Source organism: Frankia alni ACN14a (genome assembly GCF_000058485.1).
Taxonomy (GTDB): domain Bacteria; phylum Actinomycetota; class Actinomycetes; order Frankiales; family Frankiaceae; genus Frankia; species Frankia alni.
In genome coordinates this window covers 5931872-5946854 of the sequence record NC_008278.1, presented here as the reverse complement: position 1 = coordinate 5946854, position 14983 = coordinate 5931872, and the positions used below count along the sequence as shown (strand labels likewise).

General features: G+C 73.6%; 13 protein-coding genes and 2 pseudogenes. 8 read left to right on the top strand and 7 right to left on the bottom strand.

Features of this window, described 5'->3' with window-relative positions:
- The first annotated feature begins 118 nt into the window (after nt 1-118).
- From FRAAL_RS23960 to FRAAL_RS23940, 5 genes are all read left to right on the top strand, one after another.
- Nucleotides 119-1804: a toll/interleukin-1 receptor domain-containing protein gene (locus tag FRAAL_RS23960; RefSeq protein WP_011606583.1), complete on the top strand. Its 1686-nt coding sequence runs from the start codon at nt 119-121 to the stop codon at nt 1802-1804.
- A gap of 186 nt (nt 1805-1990) precedes the next feature.
- Nucleotides 1991-2233, top strand: a complete 243-nt coding sequence (locus FRAAL_RS23955; protein ID WP_041939717.1) for a hypothetical protein — start codon at nt 1991-1993, stop codon at nt 2231-2233.
- Between the two features lie 129 nt (nt 2234-2362).
- Nucleotides 2363-3868 carry a N,N-dimethylformamidase beta subunit family domain-containing protein gene (locus tag FRAAL_RS23950; protein WP_231861286.1) on the top strand — a complete coding sequence of 502 codons (1506 nt, stop codon included), beginning with the start codon at nt 2363-2365 and terminating at the stop codon, nt 3866-3868.
- Nucleotides 3869-3926: 58 nt separating this feature from the next.
- Entirely contained in the window at nt 3927-6644 is a 2718-nt protein-coding gene (locus FRAAL_RS30690) for an MFS transporter (protein ID WP_050997236.1), read from the top strand.
- A 31-nt stretch (nt 6645-6675) separates the two neighbouring features.
- Nucleotides 6676-6897, top strand: a complete 222-nt coding sequence (locus FRAAL_RS23940; protein ID WP_011606579.1) for a hypothetical protein — start codon at nt 6676-6678, stop codon at nt 6895-6897.
- Here FRAAL_RS23940 and FRAAL_RS23935 read toward each other — a convergent pair.
- The 5 genes from FRAAL_RS23935 to FRAAL_RS23915 all read right to left on the bottom strand — a co-directional run bounded on the left by FRAAL_RS23935 (nt 6876) and on the right by FRAAL_RS23915 (nt 12464).
- On the bottom strand, nt 6876-8015 hold the full coding sequence (locus FRAAL_RS23935; RefSeq protein WP_011606578.1) for a ResA-like WAxxUGC motif-containing protein: 1140 nt from the start codon (nt 8013-8015) through the stop codon (nt 6876-6878). The two genes, FRAAL_RS23940 and FRAAL_RS23935, sit on opposite strands and share 22 nt — an antisense overlap.
- Before the next feature lie 87 nt (nt 8016-8102).
- The gene (locus tag FRAAL_RS23930; RefSeq protein WP_011606577.1) at nt 8103-9521 is read right to left on the bottom strand and encodes a phosphotransferase family protein; all 1419 of its coding nucleotides are present in this window, start codon (nt 9519-9521) and stop codon (nt 8103-8105) included.
- The gene (locus FRAAL_RS23925; protein WP_041939716.1) at nt 9518-10591 is read right to left on the bottom strand and encodes a ResA-like WAxxUGC motif-containing protein; all 1074 of its coding nucleotides are present in this window, start codon (nt 10589-10591) and stop codon (nt 9518-9520) included. The genes FRAAL_RS23930 and FRAAL_RS23925 overlap by 4 nt, the downstream gene beginning before the upstream one ends.
- Nucleotides 10588-11031, bottom strand: coding sequence for a nuclear transport factor 2 family protein (locus tag FRAAL_RS23920; protein WP_011606575.1), 444 nt, complete (start codon nt 11029-11031; stop codon nt 10588-10590). Before FRAAL_RS23920 ends, FRAAL_RS23925 begins: the two co-directional genes overlap by 4 nt.
- 206 nt (nt 11032-11237) lie before the next feature.
- Nucleotides 11238-12464 carry a cytochrome P450 gene (locus tag FRAAL_RS23915; RefSeq protein WP_041939715.1) on the bottom strand — a complete coding sequence of 409 codons (1227 nt, stop codon included), beginning with the start codon at nt 12462-12464 and terminating at the stop codon, nt 11238-11240.
- 119 nt (nt 12465-12583) lie between these two features.
- Between FRAAL_RS23915 and FRAAL_RS23910 the strand changes: the two genes are divergently transcribed.
- The 3 genes from FRAAL_RS23910 to FRAAL_RS23900 all read left to right on the top strand — a co-directional run bounded on the left by FRAAL_RS23910 (nt 12584) and on the right by FRAAL_RS23900 (nt 14562).
- On the top strand, nt 12584-13153 hold the full coding sequence (locus FRAAL_RS23910) for a TetR/AcrR family transcriptional regulator (RefSeq protein WP_011606573.1): 570 nt from the start codon (nt 12584-12586) through the stop codon (nt 13151-13153).
- A 132-nt stretch (nt 13154-13285) separates the two neighbouring features.
- A complete protein-coding gene (locus FRAAL_RS23905; protein ID WP_041939714.1) occupies nt 13286-13696 on the top strand; it encodes a GntR family transcriptional regulator in 411 nt (136 codons plus the stop codon).
- Nucleotides 13693-14562, top strand: coding sequence for an ATP-binding cassette domain-containing protein (locus FRAAL_RS23900; RefSeq protein WP_011606571.1), 870 nt, complete (start codon nt 13693-13695; stop codon nt 14560-14562). Before FRAAL_RS23905 ends, FRAAL_RS23900 begins: the two co-directional genes overlap by 4 nt.
- Nucleotides 14563-14663: 101 nt before the next feature.
- Here the strand turns inward: FRAAL_RS23900 and FRAAL_RS35260 are convergent.
- Both FRAAL_RS35260 and FRAAL_RS35640 read right to left on the bottom strand, forming a co-directional pair.
- Nucleotides 14664-14858, bottom strand: a pseudogene (locus tag FRAAL_RS35260) (RNA-guided endonuclease TnpB family protein); the annotation flags it as partial.
- A gap of 12 nt (nt 14859-14870) precedes the next feature.
- A pseudogene (locus FRAAL_RS35640) lies at nt 14871-14969 on the bottom strand (helix-turn-helix domain-containing protein); the annotation flags it as partial.
- Nucleotides 14970-14983: the final 14 nt, after the last annotated feature.

The window sequence follows — 14983 nt, the reverse complement described above, 5'->3', positions numbered from 1 at the left end:
GCGAAGGTGGGTCCCGGCGCGACGTCCCGGCCATGAATGCGGCGCGGAAAGGCCCGGTCAGCGGAACCATATCCATGTTCGCCGTGGCCGTTTTGGGCTGCATGTCATGCTGATGAATGTGGTCGAGGGATCGGGGGACCGTCATGAGGCCCGGCGGTGGGACTTCTTCGTGTCGTACGTGGCACAGGACCGCGGCTGGGCCGAGTGGATCGCCTGGTACCTGGAGGAGTCGGGCTACCGGGTGACCCTGAGGGCGTGGGACCTGCCGCCCGGCTCGAATCGGCAGCGCTACCTCTTCGACGCGCTGCACGACGCCGAGCGCCTGATCGCCGTGGTGTCCCGCGCCTACCTCGCCTCGTCCACCCGGTTGCAGGAGCTGCTCACCGCCACCGCGGCCGATCCCGGCGGGCGCGGTCGCAGGGTCGTTCCGATCCGGATCGACGACGCCGACGTGCCCGACCTCGTCGGCACCCTGGAGGACATCGAGCTGCACGGCCTGAGCGAGTCCGACGCGCTGGGGCGGTTGTTGCGCCGGATCGACGCCGCCGTCGCCGGCCGGGTCAAGCCGGCCGCCCCGCCGGCGTTCCCTGGGCCGGACCGACGCGTGCTGGCACGGCAGTCCCTCGCGATGCCAGGGGGGCGGTCCCCGGCGGCCGCGGCGGACGCCGACGCCGTGCCGGTAGCACCGAACGCCACCGACGACCCCTCGCCCGGCCGGGAGACGCCCGACCCCGCGACGCCCGGCCCCGCGAGGGGGCCCGGGGCGGCGCCGGGCGCTGACGGGTCCTCGCGAACCCGCCGCAGGCGGCGCGCCGAGCCGCCACTGGCGGTGGTGGCACACGCCGGGCCGCTTCGGCGGGCAAGCCGGCTGTTCTGGATCGGTGCACTCGCCTTCACCGGTGACGCCGCGCTGCTCGTGACCGGGGCGGACGATGGCCGGACCAGGCTGTGGGATGTCCGCAACCCGACCGCGCCGAGGCGGGTCGCCGGCTTCCACGATCACACGGACTGGGTTCGCGCGATCGCCGTCGATGCGCACCGTGGCCTTGTCGCCAGCGCTGGGACGGATGGGACGATCGTCGTACGCAGTGCCCGCCACCCGACCGCGGCGGCGCCCCTCGCGAGCTTCCCCGCCGGGACGGACCGGGCCTGGGCGACGGCGTTCACCCCCGACGGCGCCCGGCTGGCCGTCGGGGGCATCGAGGGCCACCTGCGAGTCTGGGATCTCGACGACCTGTCCGCACCACGCCCGATCGTGGATCTGCCGGGTCATCGCGGGTCCGTCGGCGCCGTCGTCTTCCCCTCCCGCCGAGTGTTGGTGAGCGCGGGCCAGGACGCGACGGTCCTCATGTGGCGGCTGGACCGGGACGGCGCGCTCCCGGAGCCGGTCCGACTCGCCGGTCAGGACGGGGACGTCTGGGCGCTCGCCTTTGCCTCGGCCGGGCGCCTGCTGGCGGCCGGCAGCGACGAGGCGAGCATCAGCCTGTGGCGGTTGGAGGCGTCGGACCACCCTCCCGTGCAGGTCGCCAGGATCGACGCCCACCAGGGCAGGATCCGAGCGGTGTCGTTCTCGCCCGACGGCACGTTGCTCGCCAGCGGCAGCGACGACAATGCCGTGAGGGTGTGGGACGTCCGCCGCCCGGACCTGCCCAACCCGGCCGCGGTGCTGTCCCCGGCAGGCGGGCGGGTCACCTCCCTTGCCTTCTCCCCGCGCGGGGATGTGCTCGCCGCCGGCAGCTCGGACGGCTGCCTGCGCCTTTACCACGTCGCGGGGATCACCGGCGGGACGCCGGTCGACGCCTGACAGGACGGAGCCGCGTCCGGGTCATGTCCGACGAGCCCGTCGCGCCCGGCGTCACCGGTCCGGGCAGCGCACCCGGCGGCGCCGCGCCCGAGCGGGCCCGCGGCGCGGGAGGTTTGGCGGCGAGCCCCCGCGGAACGCCGAGGATGTCTGCTGCGACCTCCCGGAACGGCGAGAAGGAGCGATCCCATGGCGACTGGTGAAACTGGGTTCAGCGACATCGTTCACGACCTGATCACGGTGCAGTACCACGCGCTGAAGGCCGGGCACGACTACGAACAGTTCATCCGCGACGCGGAGAACGCCGACGAGCGGGAGATCGCCGAGTTCTTCCGCACCGTGATGAGGGAGGACGCCGACCGCGCGAGGGCCTGCCACCGGTACCTCAGCCACCTGTCCGGCACTCCGGCCGCGGGTTCCGCCGTGACCTGACCGATCCGGTGCAATTCGGCCACCCCGAGAGGCCGGGCGGGGTGGATGCTGCGACGATGAGCCGTGCGTCGGCGCCGACTCATCCGCCTTGTGGCCTCTGTCTGTGTGTGGGCATGCGGGTTCGCCCTCGTGGGATGTGTCGGTGGCACGCCCCCGCCACGCCGGCCCGAGGCGGCCCGGCTCCCGACGCCGACCGGCCCGCCCGGCGACCAGCAAGGGGGCTTCGACGTCCGGGCCGAGAACGCCCGTCCGGGGGCCGAGTGCGGCCTGAGCCAGCTCGGCCCGCAGAACGCGGTGGAGGGCTGGCTCGACCATGCCGGCATCGCCGCGGGCACGCCGGTGCGCCTGTTCGCATCCACCACGGCCCCCACGCTGACGATCTCGGTTTTTCGCACCGGATGGTACGGCGGACGAACCTGTCGCCTGCTGACGACGGTCGGGCCGCTTCCCGGCCGTCGGCAGGCCGGCCAGGCGCACAGCCCCGCCACCAACACGATCTCCGCGGCGTCGTGGGCGCCGACCGCCACCTTCCCCACCGCCTCCTGGCCGCCCGGGGACTACCTGTTCCGGCTGGACGCCTCCGACGGCAACCACCGGTACGTGCCGCTGACCGTCCGCGGGCCGTCCGCCGCGGGTCGGGTGGTGATCCTCAACGCGGTGACCACCTGGCAGGCCTACAACGCCTGGGGCGGCTACAGCCTCTACCACGGTCCGCGCGGTTTCGCGGACCGGGCCAGGGTCGTCTCGTTCGACCGGCCGTACGACTACGGCGACGGCGCGGCGGACTTCACCGGCAACGAGGAGCCCCTCGTGGCCCTCGCCGAGCGCCTCGGCCTGCCGGTGTCCTACGCCACCGACCTCGACCTGCACGCCGACCCGCACCTGCTCGACGGCGCCCGGGCGGTGATCTCGCTGGGCCACGACGAGTACTACTCCCCGGCGATGCGGGCCGCGCTGAGCGCCGCCCGTGACCGCGGCACGAACCTCGCGTTCCTCGGCGCGAACGCCGTGTACCGGCGCATCCGCCTCGACCCGTCGCCGCTGGGACCGGACCGGCTGGAGACGGCCTACAAGGTCGCGCAGGAGGATCCCCTGTACGGCCGCGACGACGCGCACATCACCGCCAACTGGCCCTCCCCGCCGAACGCGGATCCGGAAAGCTCGCTGACCGGTGGGATGTACCAGTGCAACCCGGTCCACGGTGACATGGTCGTCGCCCGCCCGCGGTCGTGGCTGCTCGAGGGCACCGGGCTCGCCGCGGACGCCCGCCTGCCCGGCCTGATCGGCTCCGAGTACGACCGGGTCGACCTCGCCTACCCCACCCCGCGGCCGATCGAGGTGATCGCCCATTCGCCGATCACCTGCCGCGGCGTCCACGACTTCTCCGACGTCAGCTACTACACGACGCCGTCCGGGGCGGGCGTGTTCGACAGTGGGACCAGCGCCTGGGTCTGCCCGCTGGCCGACGTCTGCGGGCCCGGTGCCGGTGGCCCGGCGATCCAACGGGCGATCACCCAGATCACCACGAACCTGCTGACCGCCTTTGCCGCGGGTCCCGCCGGGGTGCGCCATCCCGCCGTCGACGCCGTCCCGGCCGAGGACCATGGCGGCGCCGCGCCGGGAGAGAAGAACTGACCGGCCGGGGCCGGGGCCGGGGCCGGGTTCGGGTTCGGGTCCGGTAGCGGGGCCGGCCGTGTACCTGGCGGGGCGGGGCCCGCTGCCCGAGTCCGCACGCAGCCACAAAGGTGGCGGCGACGCCGGCGACGACCCGAGCGGCGCCGCCGAAGCCGAGGTCGGCGCGGGCGCCGACGCCCGGGCCGGTGTCGAAACCGATGCCGGGGCGGGGCCCGACGTCGGGACCGAGGCCGACGTCGGGACCGAGGCCGATGTCGGGACCGAGGCCGATGTCGGGACCGAGGCCGATGTCGGGACCGAGGCCGATGTCGGGGCGGCGGCCGAGGCGCCCGCCCCGTCCGCCAACGTGCTGTTCCTCGGTCTGACGAGCCTGGTCACCGACCTGTCCGCCGAGATGGTGGCCTCGGTGCTGCCCCTGTACCTGACCGTGCGCCTAGGCTTCAGCGCTCTGCAGTTCGGCGCCGCCGACGGTCTCCTGCAGGTCTTCGCCGCGGTCGCCGCGCTGGCCGGGGCGCTGCTCGCCGACCGGTGGCGACGCTACCGCGAGGCCGCCGGTGCCGGGTACGCGCTGTCGGCGGCGTCCCGGCTGGGCCTGCTCGGGGCGCACGGCTGGCTGCCCGTGCTGGCCTGGCTCGGCACCGATCGGCTCGGCAAGGGGATCCGGACCGGTCCCCGCGACGCGCTGCTCTCGCTGTCCGCGCCCCGCGGGCGGCTCACCGAGGCGTTCGGGCTGCACCGGGCGTTGGACACGGGCGGTGCGCTGCTCGGGCCGCTGCTGGCCGTGGCCCTGCTCGGCGTCGCGCCCGGTTCCTACTCGACGGTGTTCACCGCGGCGTTCCTCATCGCCGTCATCGGCCTCGCGGTCCTGGCCCTGTTCGTGGAGAACCGCCGCCCCGCGGACGCCGCGCCGACGCCCGCGATCACGCAGGCCGGCAGGGCGCCCGGCCGGTTGTGGACTCCTCTCGCCGAGCTGTGGGCGAACCGCGCGCTGCGTCGGCTGCTCGCGGTGGCGGCGCTGCTGAGCCTGCCCGCGGTGACCGACTCGCTGCTGTTCCTGGCGCTGCGCCAGCAGGCCCGCGTGGACAGCCGGTTCTTCCCGTCCCTGTTCGTCGTCGAGTCGCTCGCCTTCCTGGCGTTCGCGGTGCCGATGGGCCGGCTGGCCGACCGCGTCGGCGCCGGGCGGGTGCTGCTCGGCGGCCAGGTGGCGCTCGGCTGCTGCTTCGCCGTCCTGCTCGCCCCGGCGCCGCGCGGGTGGAGCGTGCTTGCCCTGCCCGTGCTGCTGGGGATCTACTTCGCCGCCTCGGACGGCGTGATCGCCGCGCTGACCAGCCAGACCGTGCCCGCCTCGGCGCGCACCACGGGGCTCGCCCTCGTCGGTGTCGTGCTGGCCGCCGGGCGGGGGACCGCGACGCTCGGTTTCGGCGCGGTCTGGACCCGGTCCGGGCCGGACGTCGCCCTCGCCGACGCGCTCGTGCTGACGCTGGTGAGCGGGACGTTCGCGGCGGTACTGCTGCGTCCCTTCCGATCCGGACACCCGGCGCCCCGCCCCGCCGACGCCGTTCCCGCTCCCCGGCCCCCCGCGTCCGCGATCCCCGCATCCGCCGTTGTCGCGGCTGAGTTCTCCGCGTCCGAGGTATCCGCAGCCTCTCCGGGAGTGCCGGGCCGCGGCCGGGGCCTGGTGCGGGGACTGCGCTGGCCGTCGGGCCCGCGGGTGGGGGCATTTGCCCTGGTCGTCGCGGTGTGCCTGACCGGTGTGGTGGCGGTGAGCGCCCGGGACGGGCGGCGGGGGGCGGCCGCCACCCGGGCATCGGCCACCCACCGGACCGCGGGCTCGGCGTCGCCGGGCGCCACCGCCCGCGCGGTGCCGATGACCGCGTCGTTGCCGTCGCTGCTGGCCCGCCCGCACCTGCTGGTGCTCGACGCCGCCGAAGGAGCGCGTTTCGGCCGGGTCGAGGCCGCCGACGTGCGCGATCCGGCCGGGCCGCGCGCGCCGACGGCCCTGACCTGTGATCGGCTGGACCAGCGGGCCGGGCGCGGCCTCTGCCTGCGCGACGACCGCGCGTCCGCCCGCGCCGGGATCGCCGTGTTCGACGACCGGCTGCGCGTGCTGTTCCGACTGCCGATCGCGGGGCTGGCCAGCCGGACGCGGGTCGCGCCGAACGGGCGGATCGGCGCGGTGACCACCTTCGTCGTCGGCGACGCCTACAACACCGACTCGTTCTCGACCCGGACGCTGCTGCTCGACCTCACCGCCGGCCGCATCCTCGCCGACCTGGAGGACTTCGCCGTGACGCGCGCCGGGCGCCGGCTGCACGCCATCGACGAGAACCTCTGGGGGGTCACGTTCGCGGCGGACTCCGACACCTTCTACGCCACCCTGCACACCGGCGATCACTTCTACCTGATCCGCGGGCACGTGCACGACCGGCGAGCGGAGGTTCTCCGCGACGGCGTGGAGTGCCCGTCGCTGTCCCCGGACGAGCACCGCGTCGCCTACAAGTCCCGGCTCAGCCACGGCTTCGCCCCCGCCACCTGGCGCCTGCACGTCCTCGACCTCGCCACCGGCGCGGACCGTCCGCTCGCCGAGACCCGCAACGTGGACGACCAGGCCGCCTGGACCGACGGCGACCACGTCAGCTATGCCGTGGCGAACGCCGGCCCCGGCGCGCCCCTCGCCGACACCTGGATCGTCCCGGCCGACGGCACCGGTCATCCGCGGCTGCTCGTCCCGGCCGCCCAGTCCGCGGTCCCGGTCGCGCCGGCTGCGCCGGGCTGACGCGAGCCCTCCGTCATGGAACGATTGCGAGATGAAACAGCCCTGGTGGCGGTTTGCGCTGCTGCTTGTACTCTTCGCTTCCGCGCCCGTCGTGACGGGGATCGTCGGTGGCTGGGCGGGCGATTGGCTCGACTCCGGCACCGACGGCTATGCCGCCGGCGGATTCATGGTCGGCGGCGTCTACGTGAAGGCGGCCCACCGCATTTATGCGTCCCGCCCCCTCGGCGGCGGTCAGGGCAGCAGTCTGGGGTAGTAGTTCTCCGGGCCGACGGCGCGTAGGTCGTGTTCCATCGAGCTGTCGTAGCGGTCCGGTTGGCCGTCGGGGCCGTATTCGAAGCGCCAGGCCTGGCGCTTGTAGGTCCAGTTCAACGGCTGCAGCTCGTGGGCACGCCGCCAGTGCGCCACCGCGGCGAGGTGGTCGCCGTGGCGTTCGAAGTGCTGGCCGAGTTCGAAGTGGGCGGCGGCCGTCGCGACGTCGGGCGGGCGGGGAGCGGAGCGTTCGACGACCTCGTCCGGCGTCAGGACGTACTCGCTGTCCGCGCCCTTGTCCGCCCAGTCCAGCAGCATCCGCAGGTACAGCTCCGGTTCGGCGTGGTCGGCGATGACCCGGGTCATCTCGACCAGCGAGACGGTCGAGTCGGACAGCCCCTCGTCGCTGCGCAGCACCTCGCGCATCCGGTCGAGGGTGCCGGCGCTCGCGGCGGCCTCCCGTGCCAGGTCGGCCTTGCGCAGTTCGTCGAAGATGACGACCCGGCCGGGGAAGGCCGGCTCGGCGGGGCGCACGATCATCCCCGCCTCGTCGATCCACACCCCGCTCGGCACGTTGACGACGCCGAACAGCCGGCCGAGGCTGTGCTCGGCATCGATCGCCGCCGGGTGCCGCGGCGTCGCCCGCTCGACGAACTGCCGCCCGGCGTCGGGCCCCGCGACGTCCATCGCCACCGTGACGATCTCCAGGTTGTTCCCGCGCAGCCGCTCCCGCAGCTCGGCCCACAGCGGCAGGTCGTGGGCGCAGCCACACCAGGACGCCCAGGCCACGAGCAGCACCTTCGTCCCGCGCAGCCGCGAGAGCTGGAACGTCGCACCGTCGAACGTCGGCAGCGTCAGCTCCGGCGCCTCGGCGGTGGTCAGCATCCGGCCGGTGACGGCGGCCTCGGGCCCGACCGCCGTCAGCCCGTGCTCGGCGTCGACGACGAGCGGCATCCCGAGCCGGCCGGCGACCACCTCGACGACGAGGTCACCGGCCGCGTCCCGGGCCTCGGCCGGCAGCGGCACGCAGTGCTCGCCCTTGCAGGCGCCCTGCGGTTTGATCGACCATCCGGTGCCCGCGGTGAAGACCGCCGGGTCCACGGTGTCCGTGCTCACCAGCATGCGTTGCTCCCTCGGATCAGGGCTGGCGTGGGGTCGCGCCCGGGCGCAGGCTCGCGCTCGCGCCCAGGCCCAGGCTCGCGCTCGGGCTCAGAGGACGACCTTCGGCAGCGCGTACTGCTCCAGCCGCTGCCGCATCGGGACGGCCTCGGCGACCCGCGCCTCGGTCTGGGCGGCGAAGTACTCCAGCAGGGCGAGGTCGTGCTCGGGGCCGGCGGCCAGCACGAACCGTTCCAGCTCGGCGTCGGCGGTGGCCTGGTCGGCGGGGCGGTGGCCGAGCAGGACGGCGGCCCGGTCGAGGTCGCGCTCGACGTTCGCCGCCCCCACGGCGACCATCGCCCCGGCCCACCGGGCCAGCGCGAGCGCCGCGCTCTGGTTGGCCTCGTCGACCGGCGTCGCCGGCACCATCCGCCGCACGGTGCCCTCGAGCACCGTGGCGATCCGGGCGGGATAGCCCGGCGGGACGGTCACCGGCGGCGCGGGCTCGATCTTGACGCCCTCGACCTCGGCGATCGCCCACAGCATCGCCCGGCGCACCATCAGATCCCAGGTCAGGTACTCGGCCTGCTGATCGGCGGGGCGCAGCTCGGTCAGCGGCCCGCTGAGCGCCATCACCGCGGTGAGCATGTACGTGGCCGTGTAGAACGACAGCGCCGAGGGGTCGACGGTCGTGCCGGCCACCCGCTGGTAGTGGCGGATCATGTGCTCGATGTCCGCGCCGAGCGGCTCGGTGCCGGCCCGAGTGCGCAGCCCGGCCAGGTCGGACAGCGGGTCGCCGATGTGCGACGCCTCAAAGTCGTAGACGCAGGTGATCCGGCCGTCGACGAACAGGAACTGGCCGGTGTCGCCGTGGATGAACCGCGCCCGGTTGCCGGCGGTGGGCAGCCGGTGCCGCGCCCAGCGCAGCGCCCACTCGACGAGCGGCTCGGGGGCCTTCTTCGTCCGCCGGTACAGCCGCTCGTTGGCGTCGACGAAGGCGAGCTGCGCGCCCGCGGGCGTGGTCGGAACCTCGATGCCGGCGGCGGCGAACTCGGCCACGTCGATGCCGTGCATCCGGGCGAGGATCTCCATGTACTGCTCGGCGATGCCCCGGCGCTGGGCGTCGTCCGCCGCCTCGGCGACGTCGCGGGTCCCGGGCACCCGGTCCATGACGATGCCGATCGGATCGCTGCTCATGCCGTGGACGTGGGGGACCGGGACGCCGTTGCGCTCCAGGATCCGCAGGATCGCGGCCTCGCGGTCCAGGCCCGGGTAGGGCTCGGCGTCGATCTGCTTGTCTCCGCGGACATAGATCGGGATGTCGGTGCCGTCCCGGTCGACGGTGAGGTACCAGGCCTTGCGCCAGCGCGGCTGGCGCTCGATCGCGGTGACCCGGCCCCCGAGCAGCTCCTCGACTCGGGCGACGAGGCGGTCCTCCTCCGCGGTGCGGGCGGTGGGCGCCGGTCCGGCCTCGCCTCCGGGGGCGTCTGCGGCGGCCTCGGCGGCCTCGGCGGCCTCGGCGGCGGTCATGGCTGGATCTCGGGGTAGTAGTTCTCGGCGCCGAGGGCGCGGACGTCGTCGAGCCAGCCGGTGCCGTAGGCGTCGATCGTCCGCACGGACTCGGGGTCGGCGAGATTCCAGGCCTGGCGCTTGTACGTCCAGTTGTCGGGCTGCAGGCGGTGCGCCTCGCGCCAGTGGGCGACGGCGGCGGTGTGGTCGCCGGCGCGGTGGACGTACTCGCCGAGTTCGAAGCGGGCGGCGGCCCGACTGACGGCGGCGTCGCGCGGGCGGGCCCGGTCGAGCACCTCGTGCGGTTCGAGGGCGTACCGGCTGGCGCGGCCGTTGGCCACCCAGTCCCGGATCATCGCCGGGTACACCGCCGGGTCGATGGTCATCTTCCCGATCTCGGCGCGGACGTCGCGGTGGTCGGGGGGGAGCTCGTCGAGCGACCGCGCGGCGGTCTCGGAGCTGGCGTGCGGATCCTCGATCCACGCCGGCTCCGCCGGGCGGACGATGATGCCGTCCTCGTCGATCCACAACCCGTTCGGCACGTTGACGACGCCGAACTTCGCGCCGAGTTCGTGCCGGATGTCGATGAGCGCGGGATGGCTACCGCCGGCCTTCTCGATCCAGGGCCGGGCGGCGTCCGGACCGCCGGTGTCCAGCGCGACCGTGACGACCTCGAGACCCCGCGGGTGCAGCTGTTCGCGCAGCGCGCTCCACAGCCGCAGGTCCTCCCGGCACCCGCACCAGGAGGCCCACGCCACCAGCACGACCTTCTGCCCGCGCAGGCTGTCCAGCCGAAACGGCGTCCCGTCGAGGCGGGGCAGTTCGAGCGGCGGCGCCTGCGCGGTGGTGAGCGCCCGGCCGGTGACCGCGGACTCCGGGCCCAGCGCCCACACACCGTGCGCCTCGTCCGCGACCAGGCCCATACCGAGGCGCTCGGCGAGCCCGGTCACGTCGAGCCGGCCGTCGGGACGGCGCACGGAGCTCGGTAACGGCACGCACACGTCGCCCTTGCAGGCGCCCTGCGGCTTGATCGCCCAACCGGTGCCGGCCTGGAAGCCGGCGGGGTCCACGGTGAGATCGTCGAGGATCACGCCGTCTCCAGTCCCATCAGGCCGAGCATGGTCCCGGGGTCGACGCCCATGCGGTGCGACAGCGACAGGGCGTCCCAGTACTCGCGCCACGCGACGATGAGGCCGTCGTCGTTCACCTCGAAGATGGCGAGCAGTGGGTTCGACACCCGCGTGCCGTCATGCAGCATCGTCACATGGTCGATCCGTTCGGTGACGACGTGCCGGTCGTCGCTGACCACGGTGAGGATCTCGCAGACGCAGTCGGAGTAGTCGCCCGCCTGCCGGGCGAGCTCGGTGGCGATGAGCTCCCGACCTCGCAGCGCCTCCCGGCCGGGCACGCTCATCTGGTACGTCGCGTCCTCGGCGAACTGGGCCAGTAGCCGGTCCATGTTGCCGACGAAGTCGCCCTCGTCGAACAGACGAAGGAGTTCGCGGACGGGTGCTTCCTGCCGTGTACCCATGGGCGGGGAGCCCTCCTCGGGGTCGGGTCGGCCCGCTGGGTCGGCAGCTGCTGGGCCTTCGCGCGAGGTCTCCGGCGAGGCGTCCGGGGGCAGCGGGATCCTCCGGGCAGGCCCGGGCGAACCATAACCACCGCCCCCGACGAACCGCAAGGATCAGGTTGATAAATGAACTCTTCGGCCTATCTTGCGTCGTCTCTCCTCCGGTCTCATGACGCCTGCCCACCCGCCCCGGCGGCCGGCGCCGACGCGGGGAAGACCAGCGGCAGAGCGTCCAGCCCGAGTGTGCCGCGCGGCCACTTCACCTGCGGCGACGCACCCGGGGCGAGGTCGTAGTCGGGGATCAGCCGGTGCCACTCCTCGAACACCAGCCGCATCTCCAACCGCGCCAGGTGCGATCCCAGGCAGCGGTGCACCCCGGCGCCGAAGCTCAGGTGCGGGCTCTCGCCGCGGTGGAAGTTCACCGTGTAGGGGTCGGGATGGCGGGCGGGGTCCCGGTTCGCGGCGGCGAGGTTGGTGGTGACCCGGGTGCCCGCGGGCAGCGTCCGGCCGTCGAGCACCGTCTGTTCGGTGGTCACCCGCGGCACGAACGGCGCGGGCGGGTCGAGGCGCAGGAGCTCCTCGATCGCGGCCGGGATGAGCGCGGGATCGTCGACGATCTCGCGGCGCCGGTCCGGGTTGCGGATCAGCCGGTCCGTGCCGAAGCTGAGCGCGTCGACGACGGTGTCCAGGCCCGCCAGGACGAACAGGAAGCACAGGCCGACGGCCTCCTCGTCGGTGAGGGCCTCGTCGCCCTCCAGGCAGAGAAGCTGGCTCAGGACGTCGTCGCCCGCGACCCCGCGGCGCGCCGGGACGAGGTCGGCCAGGTAGCTGAACAGCCCCAGCGCCGTGGCCATGGCGGCCTCGGTCGCGGCCTCGTCGAGGGCGGTGTTGCCGGAAGGATCGGAGAGCCCGAGGATGGCGTCCTTCCACTCGATGAACTGGTCGCGCATTTCCAGCGGCAACCCGAACAGCGTCAGGAACACCTGGACCGGGAAGATTCCCGCCACCTCGGAGACGTATTCGCACGACCCGCGCCGCACCAACGGCTCGACGATCTCGACGATCTGCCGGCGCAGCTCGTCCTCCAGCGGTCGGATGGCCCGCGGGCTGAAGAACGGCTGGAGAATGCGCCGGTAGCGGGTCTGGTCGGGCGGGTCGAACGCGATGGGCACGAGCGGCAGTGGGCTGCCGAGGACGTCGAACGCCTTCTTCGACGAAAAGATCGCCGGCTGCCGTAACACGGTCTCGACGGTCTCGACGTCGGTCGCCGCGAGGCCGCCGTCGAGGAGCACTGTGCGGCCGTGCTCGCGCAGCTGACGCCAGGCCGCGTCCCGATCCCGTGCGATCGGAAGATTGCTGAGTGTGACTTTCTCGTTGTTGCGGTCGTCGGTCATCGCTGTCCCCTCGACTCGTTCACCGGCGCGCCGTGTGACCCACGACTCATTCCAGGCGTGTGAGGCAGAGTGCCTCATATCTCTTTTGTGAGTCAAGGTGTCTCATAGAATTTCGAGCCGTGGAGACGACGGTCGAGGACGCCCGGATCGCCCGCACCCGCGCCGCGGTGCGTGAGGCCGTGCGGTCGCTGTTCGAGGAGGAGGGGCCCGCGGCGCTGACGCACCAGCGCGTGGCGCAGCGGGCCGAGGTGGGCCGTGCCACGATCTACCGGCACTGGCCGCGCCAGATCGACCTGGTCACCGAGGCCATGACAATCACCGAGCAGCCGCTGCTGCGCGCCGGCGAAGGCCCCCTGCGAGAGTGGCTCAGCCGCGAGCTGATCCGGTCCGCGGCCGATCTGGCCCAGCCGGTCGCGCGGCAGTTCCTCACGACCGTCATCGCCACCGCCGACCAGAACCCGGCCGTGGCCGCACTCCGGGATGATCTGCTGCGGCGCATCTCGTCACTGCTGCGCGGCGCGATCGACCGGGCGGTCGCCGCCGGCGAGACGGTGGCGGAACGCGACAACGACGAGCTGCTCGCCCAGATCCTCGGCCCGCTGATCTTCCGGGTGACGATCCAACGCGCCCCCGTCGACCGCGCCTTCGCCGATCGCATCGTCGACGCCGCCCTCGGCCCCGCGGCCTAGCGAGACGGTCCGCAAGCGTCGTCTCGGCGAACCGGGGCTCTCGCGCCGCTGCGCGCGCGCCGCGCTGCCGGTATTGCATCGCCAACCCTTAGACCACTAGTCTACTAGTAGACCCGTGATCTAGGAGTGAGTATGTTTCGTCTCGACGCCGGATCCGGCGTGCCGATCTACCGGCAGCTCGTGCAGCAGGTGCGCCGGGACGTCATGCTCGGCCGGCTGAAGCCGGGCGAGCAGCTCCCGACGGTGAAGGAGGTGGTGGAGGCGCTCGCGGTCAACCCGAACACGGTGGTGAAGGCCTACGGCGAGCTGGAGCATGGGGGGATCGTGGTGCGCCGCCAGGGCGTGGGGACCTTCGTCGCGTCCGCGCCACCGACGCCGCCGCTGGAGGCGCCGCCCGCGCTGCTGGCCGCGCTGGTCCGCTGGGTCCGGCGGGCCAGGCAGGAGGGGCTGTCCGCCGAACAGATCCGGGCGCTGGTCGCCGTCGCGCTGGACGAGCCGGGCACCGGTGCCGCCGTCCACCGCAGCGCCGGAGGTGCCGCATGACGACCGTGTTGCGCGCGGACGGGTTGGGACGCCGTTACGGACGCAGCACGTGGGGGCTGCGCGAGTGCACCGTCGACGTGCCCGCCGGACGGGTGGTGGCGCTGGTCGGCCCCAACGGCTCCGGAAAGACCACCCTGCTGCACCTGGCCGCGGGGCTGCTGCCCCCCAGCGCGGGAACGGTCCACGTCGCCGGCCTCGCCCCGGCCCGCCAGCTCGCGCGGATCGGTTTCGTCGCCCAGGACGCGCCGCTGTGGCCGCGCCTGCGGGTCGCCGACCTCCTCGATGCGGGTCGGCACCTCAACCCCCGCTTCGACGCGGTGCTGGCGGCCGGCCGGATCGGGCGGCTCGACATCCCGCCACGCGCCCGGATCCACACCCTGTCCGGCGGGCAACGCGCCCAGGTCGCGCTCACCCTGGTCCTGGCCAAACGGCCGGACCTGCTGCTGCTCGACGAGCCGTTGGCCAACCTCGACCCGCTCGCCCGACGGGACTTCCTGGCCTCGATGCTCGCCGCGTGCACCGAGACCGGCGTCGCCGTGGTGTTCTCCTCCCACGTCGTGGCCGAACTGGAACGCATCTGCGACTACCTCATCGTGCTGCGCGGCGGCCGGGTGCGCCTCGCCGGCGACCTCGACGACCTGCGGCAGGACCACCGGGTCGTCTCCGGGCCGGCCGACTGGCCGCAGGCCGGCGGGTGGTCGGTCATCAGCGCGCGGAGCACCGCTGGGCGGACCACCGCGCTGGTCCGCTCCGACCCGGCCGCCGTCGCCGGACCGGGCCTCGACGAATCCCAGCCCACCTTCGACGAACTGGTGCTCGGCTACCTCGACGACGCCCGCCACACCCCGCAGGAGGCACTGACTTGACATCCTCCCCGTGAACGCGGGGGATTCCAACTCCTACACATCCACCGAGAGAGGGGGTGCGCAGTGTTGAGGTTCGCGGTTCACCGGCCGGCTGGTGCCGTCGCCTCGATGCTCCGGTTCAGCCCGGCTTTCTGCCGCACGTTCCGTCCCGGTTCGGCGATGATCCCCCGCGCCGAACGGGTCATATGCCCGATAGGCAGATCCTCGATGCGGATCAGGTCGTGCCGGCGGGCAAGGCTGGTGCTGGTCTTCTCGACCCAGTCCTTGTGCCGGTGGGCTTCCCGAGCCGCCGGCCGATACCACGACTGCTGTTCCACGGCGAGGTTCCACACGTACTGCGCATGCCCGCAATGGTCCTCCATCACAGCCGCCTGTTCGGCGGTCGGATGGAGCCGGTAACGGGACATGCCTCCATTCTACG

What these genes read in the sequence shown, in the direction of transcription:
- FRAAL_RS23955 (WP_041939717.1), top strand. Translation starts at nt 1,991, where the DNA reads ATGGCGACTGGTGAAACTGGGTTCAGCGACATCGTTCACGACCTGATC.
- FRAAL_RS23940 (WP_011606579.1), top strand. Translation starts at nt 6,676, where the DNA reads ATGAAACAGCCCTGGTGGCGGTTTGCGCTGCTGCTTGTACTCTTCGCT.
- FRAAL_RS23935 (WP_011606578.1), bottom strand. Translation starts at nt 8,015, where the DNA reads ATGCTGGTGAGCACGGACACCGTGGACCCGGCGGTCTTCACCGCGGGC.
- FRAAL_RS23930 (WP_011606577.1), bottom strand. Translation starts at nt 9,521, where the DNA reads ATGACCGCCGCCGAGGCCGCCGAGGCCGCCGAGGCCGCCGCAGACGCC.
- FRAAL_RS23920 (WP_011606575.1), bottom strand. Translation starts at nt 11,031, where the DNA reads ATGGGTACACGGCAGGAAGCACCCGTCCGCGAACTCCTTCGTCTGTTC.
- FRAAL_RS23915 (WP_041939715.1), bottom strand. Translation starts at nt 12,464, where the DNA reads ATGACCGACGACCGCAACAACGAGAAAGTCACACTCAGCAATCTTCCG.
- FRAAL_RS23905 (WP_041939714.1), top strand. Translation starts at nt 13,286, where the DNA reads ATGTTTCGTCTCGACGCCGGATCCGGCGTGCCGATCTACCGGCAGCTC.
- FRAAL_RS23900 (WP_011606571.1), top strand. Translation starts at nt 13,693, where the DNA reads ATGACGACCGTGTTGCGCGCGGACGGGTTGGGACGCCGTTACGGACGC.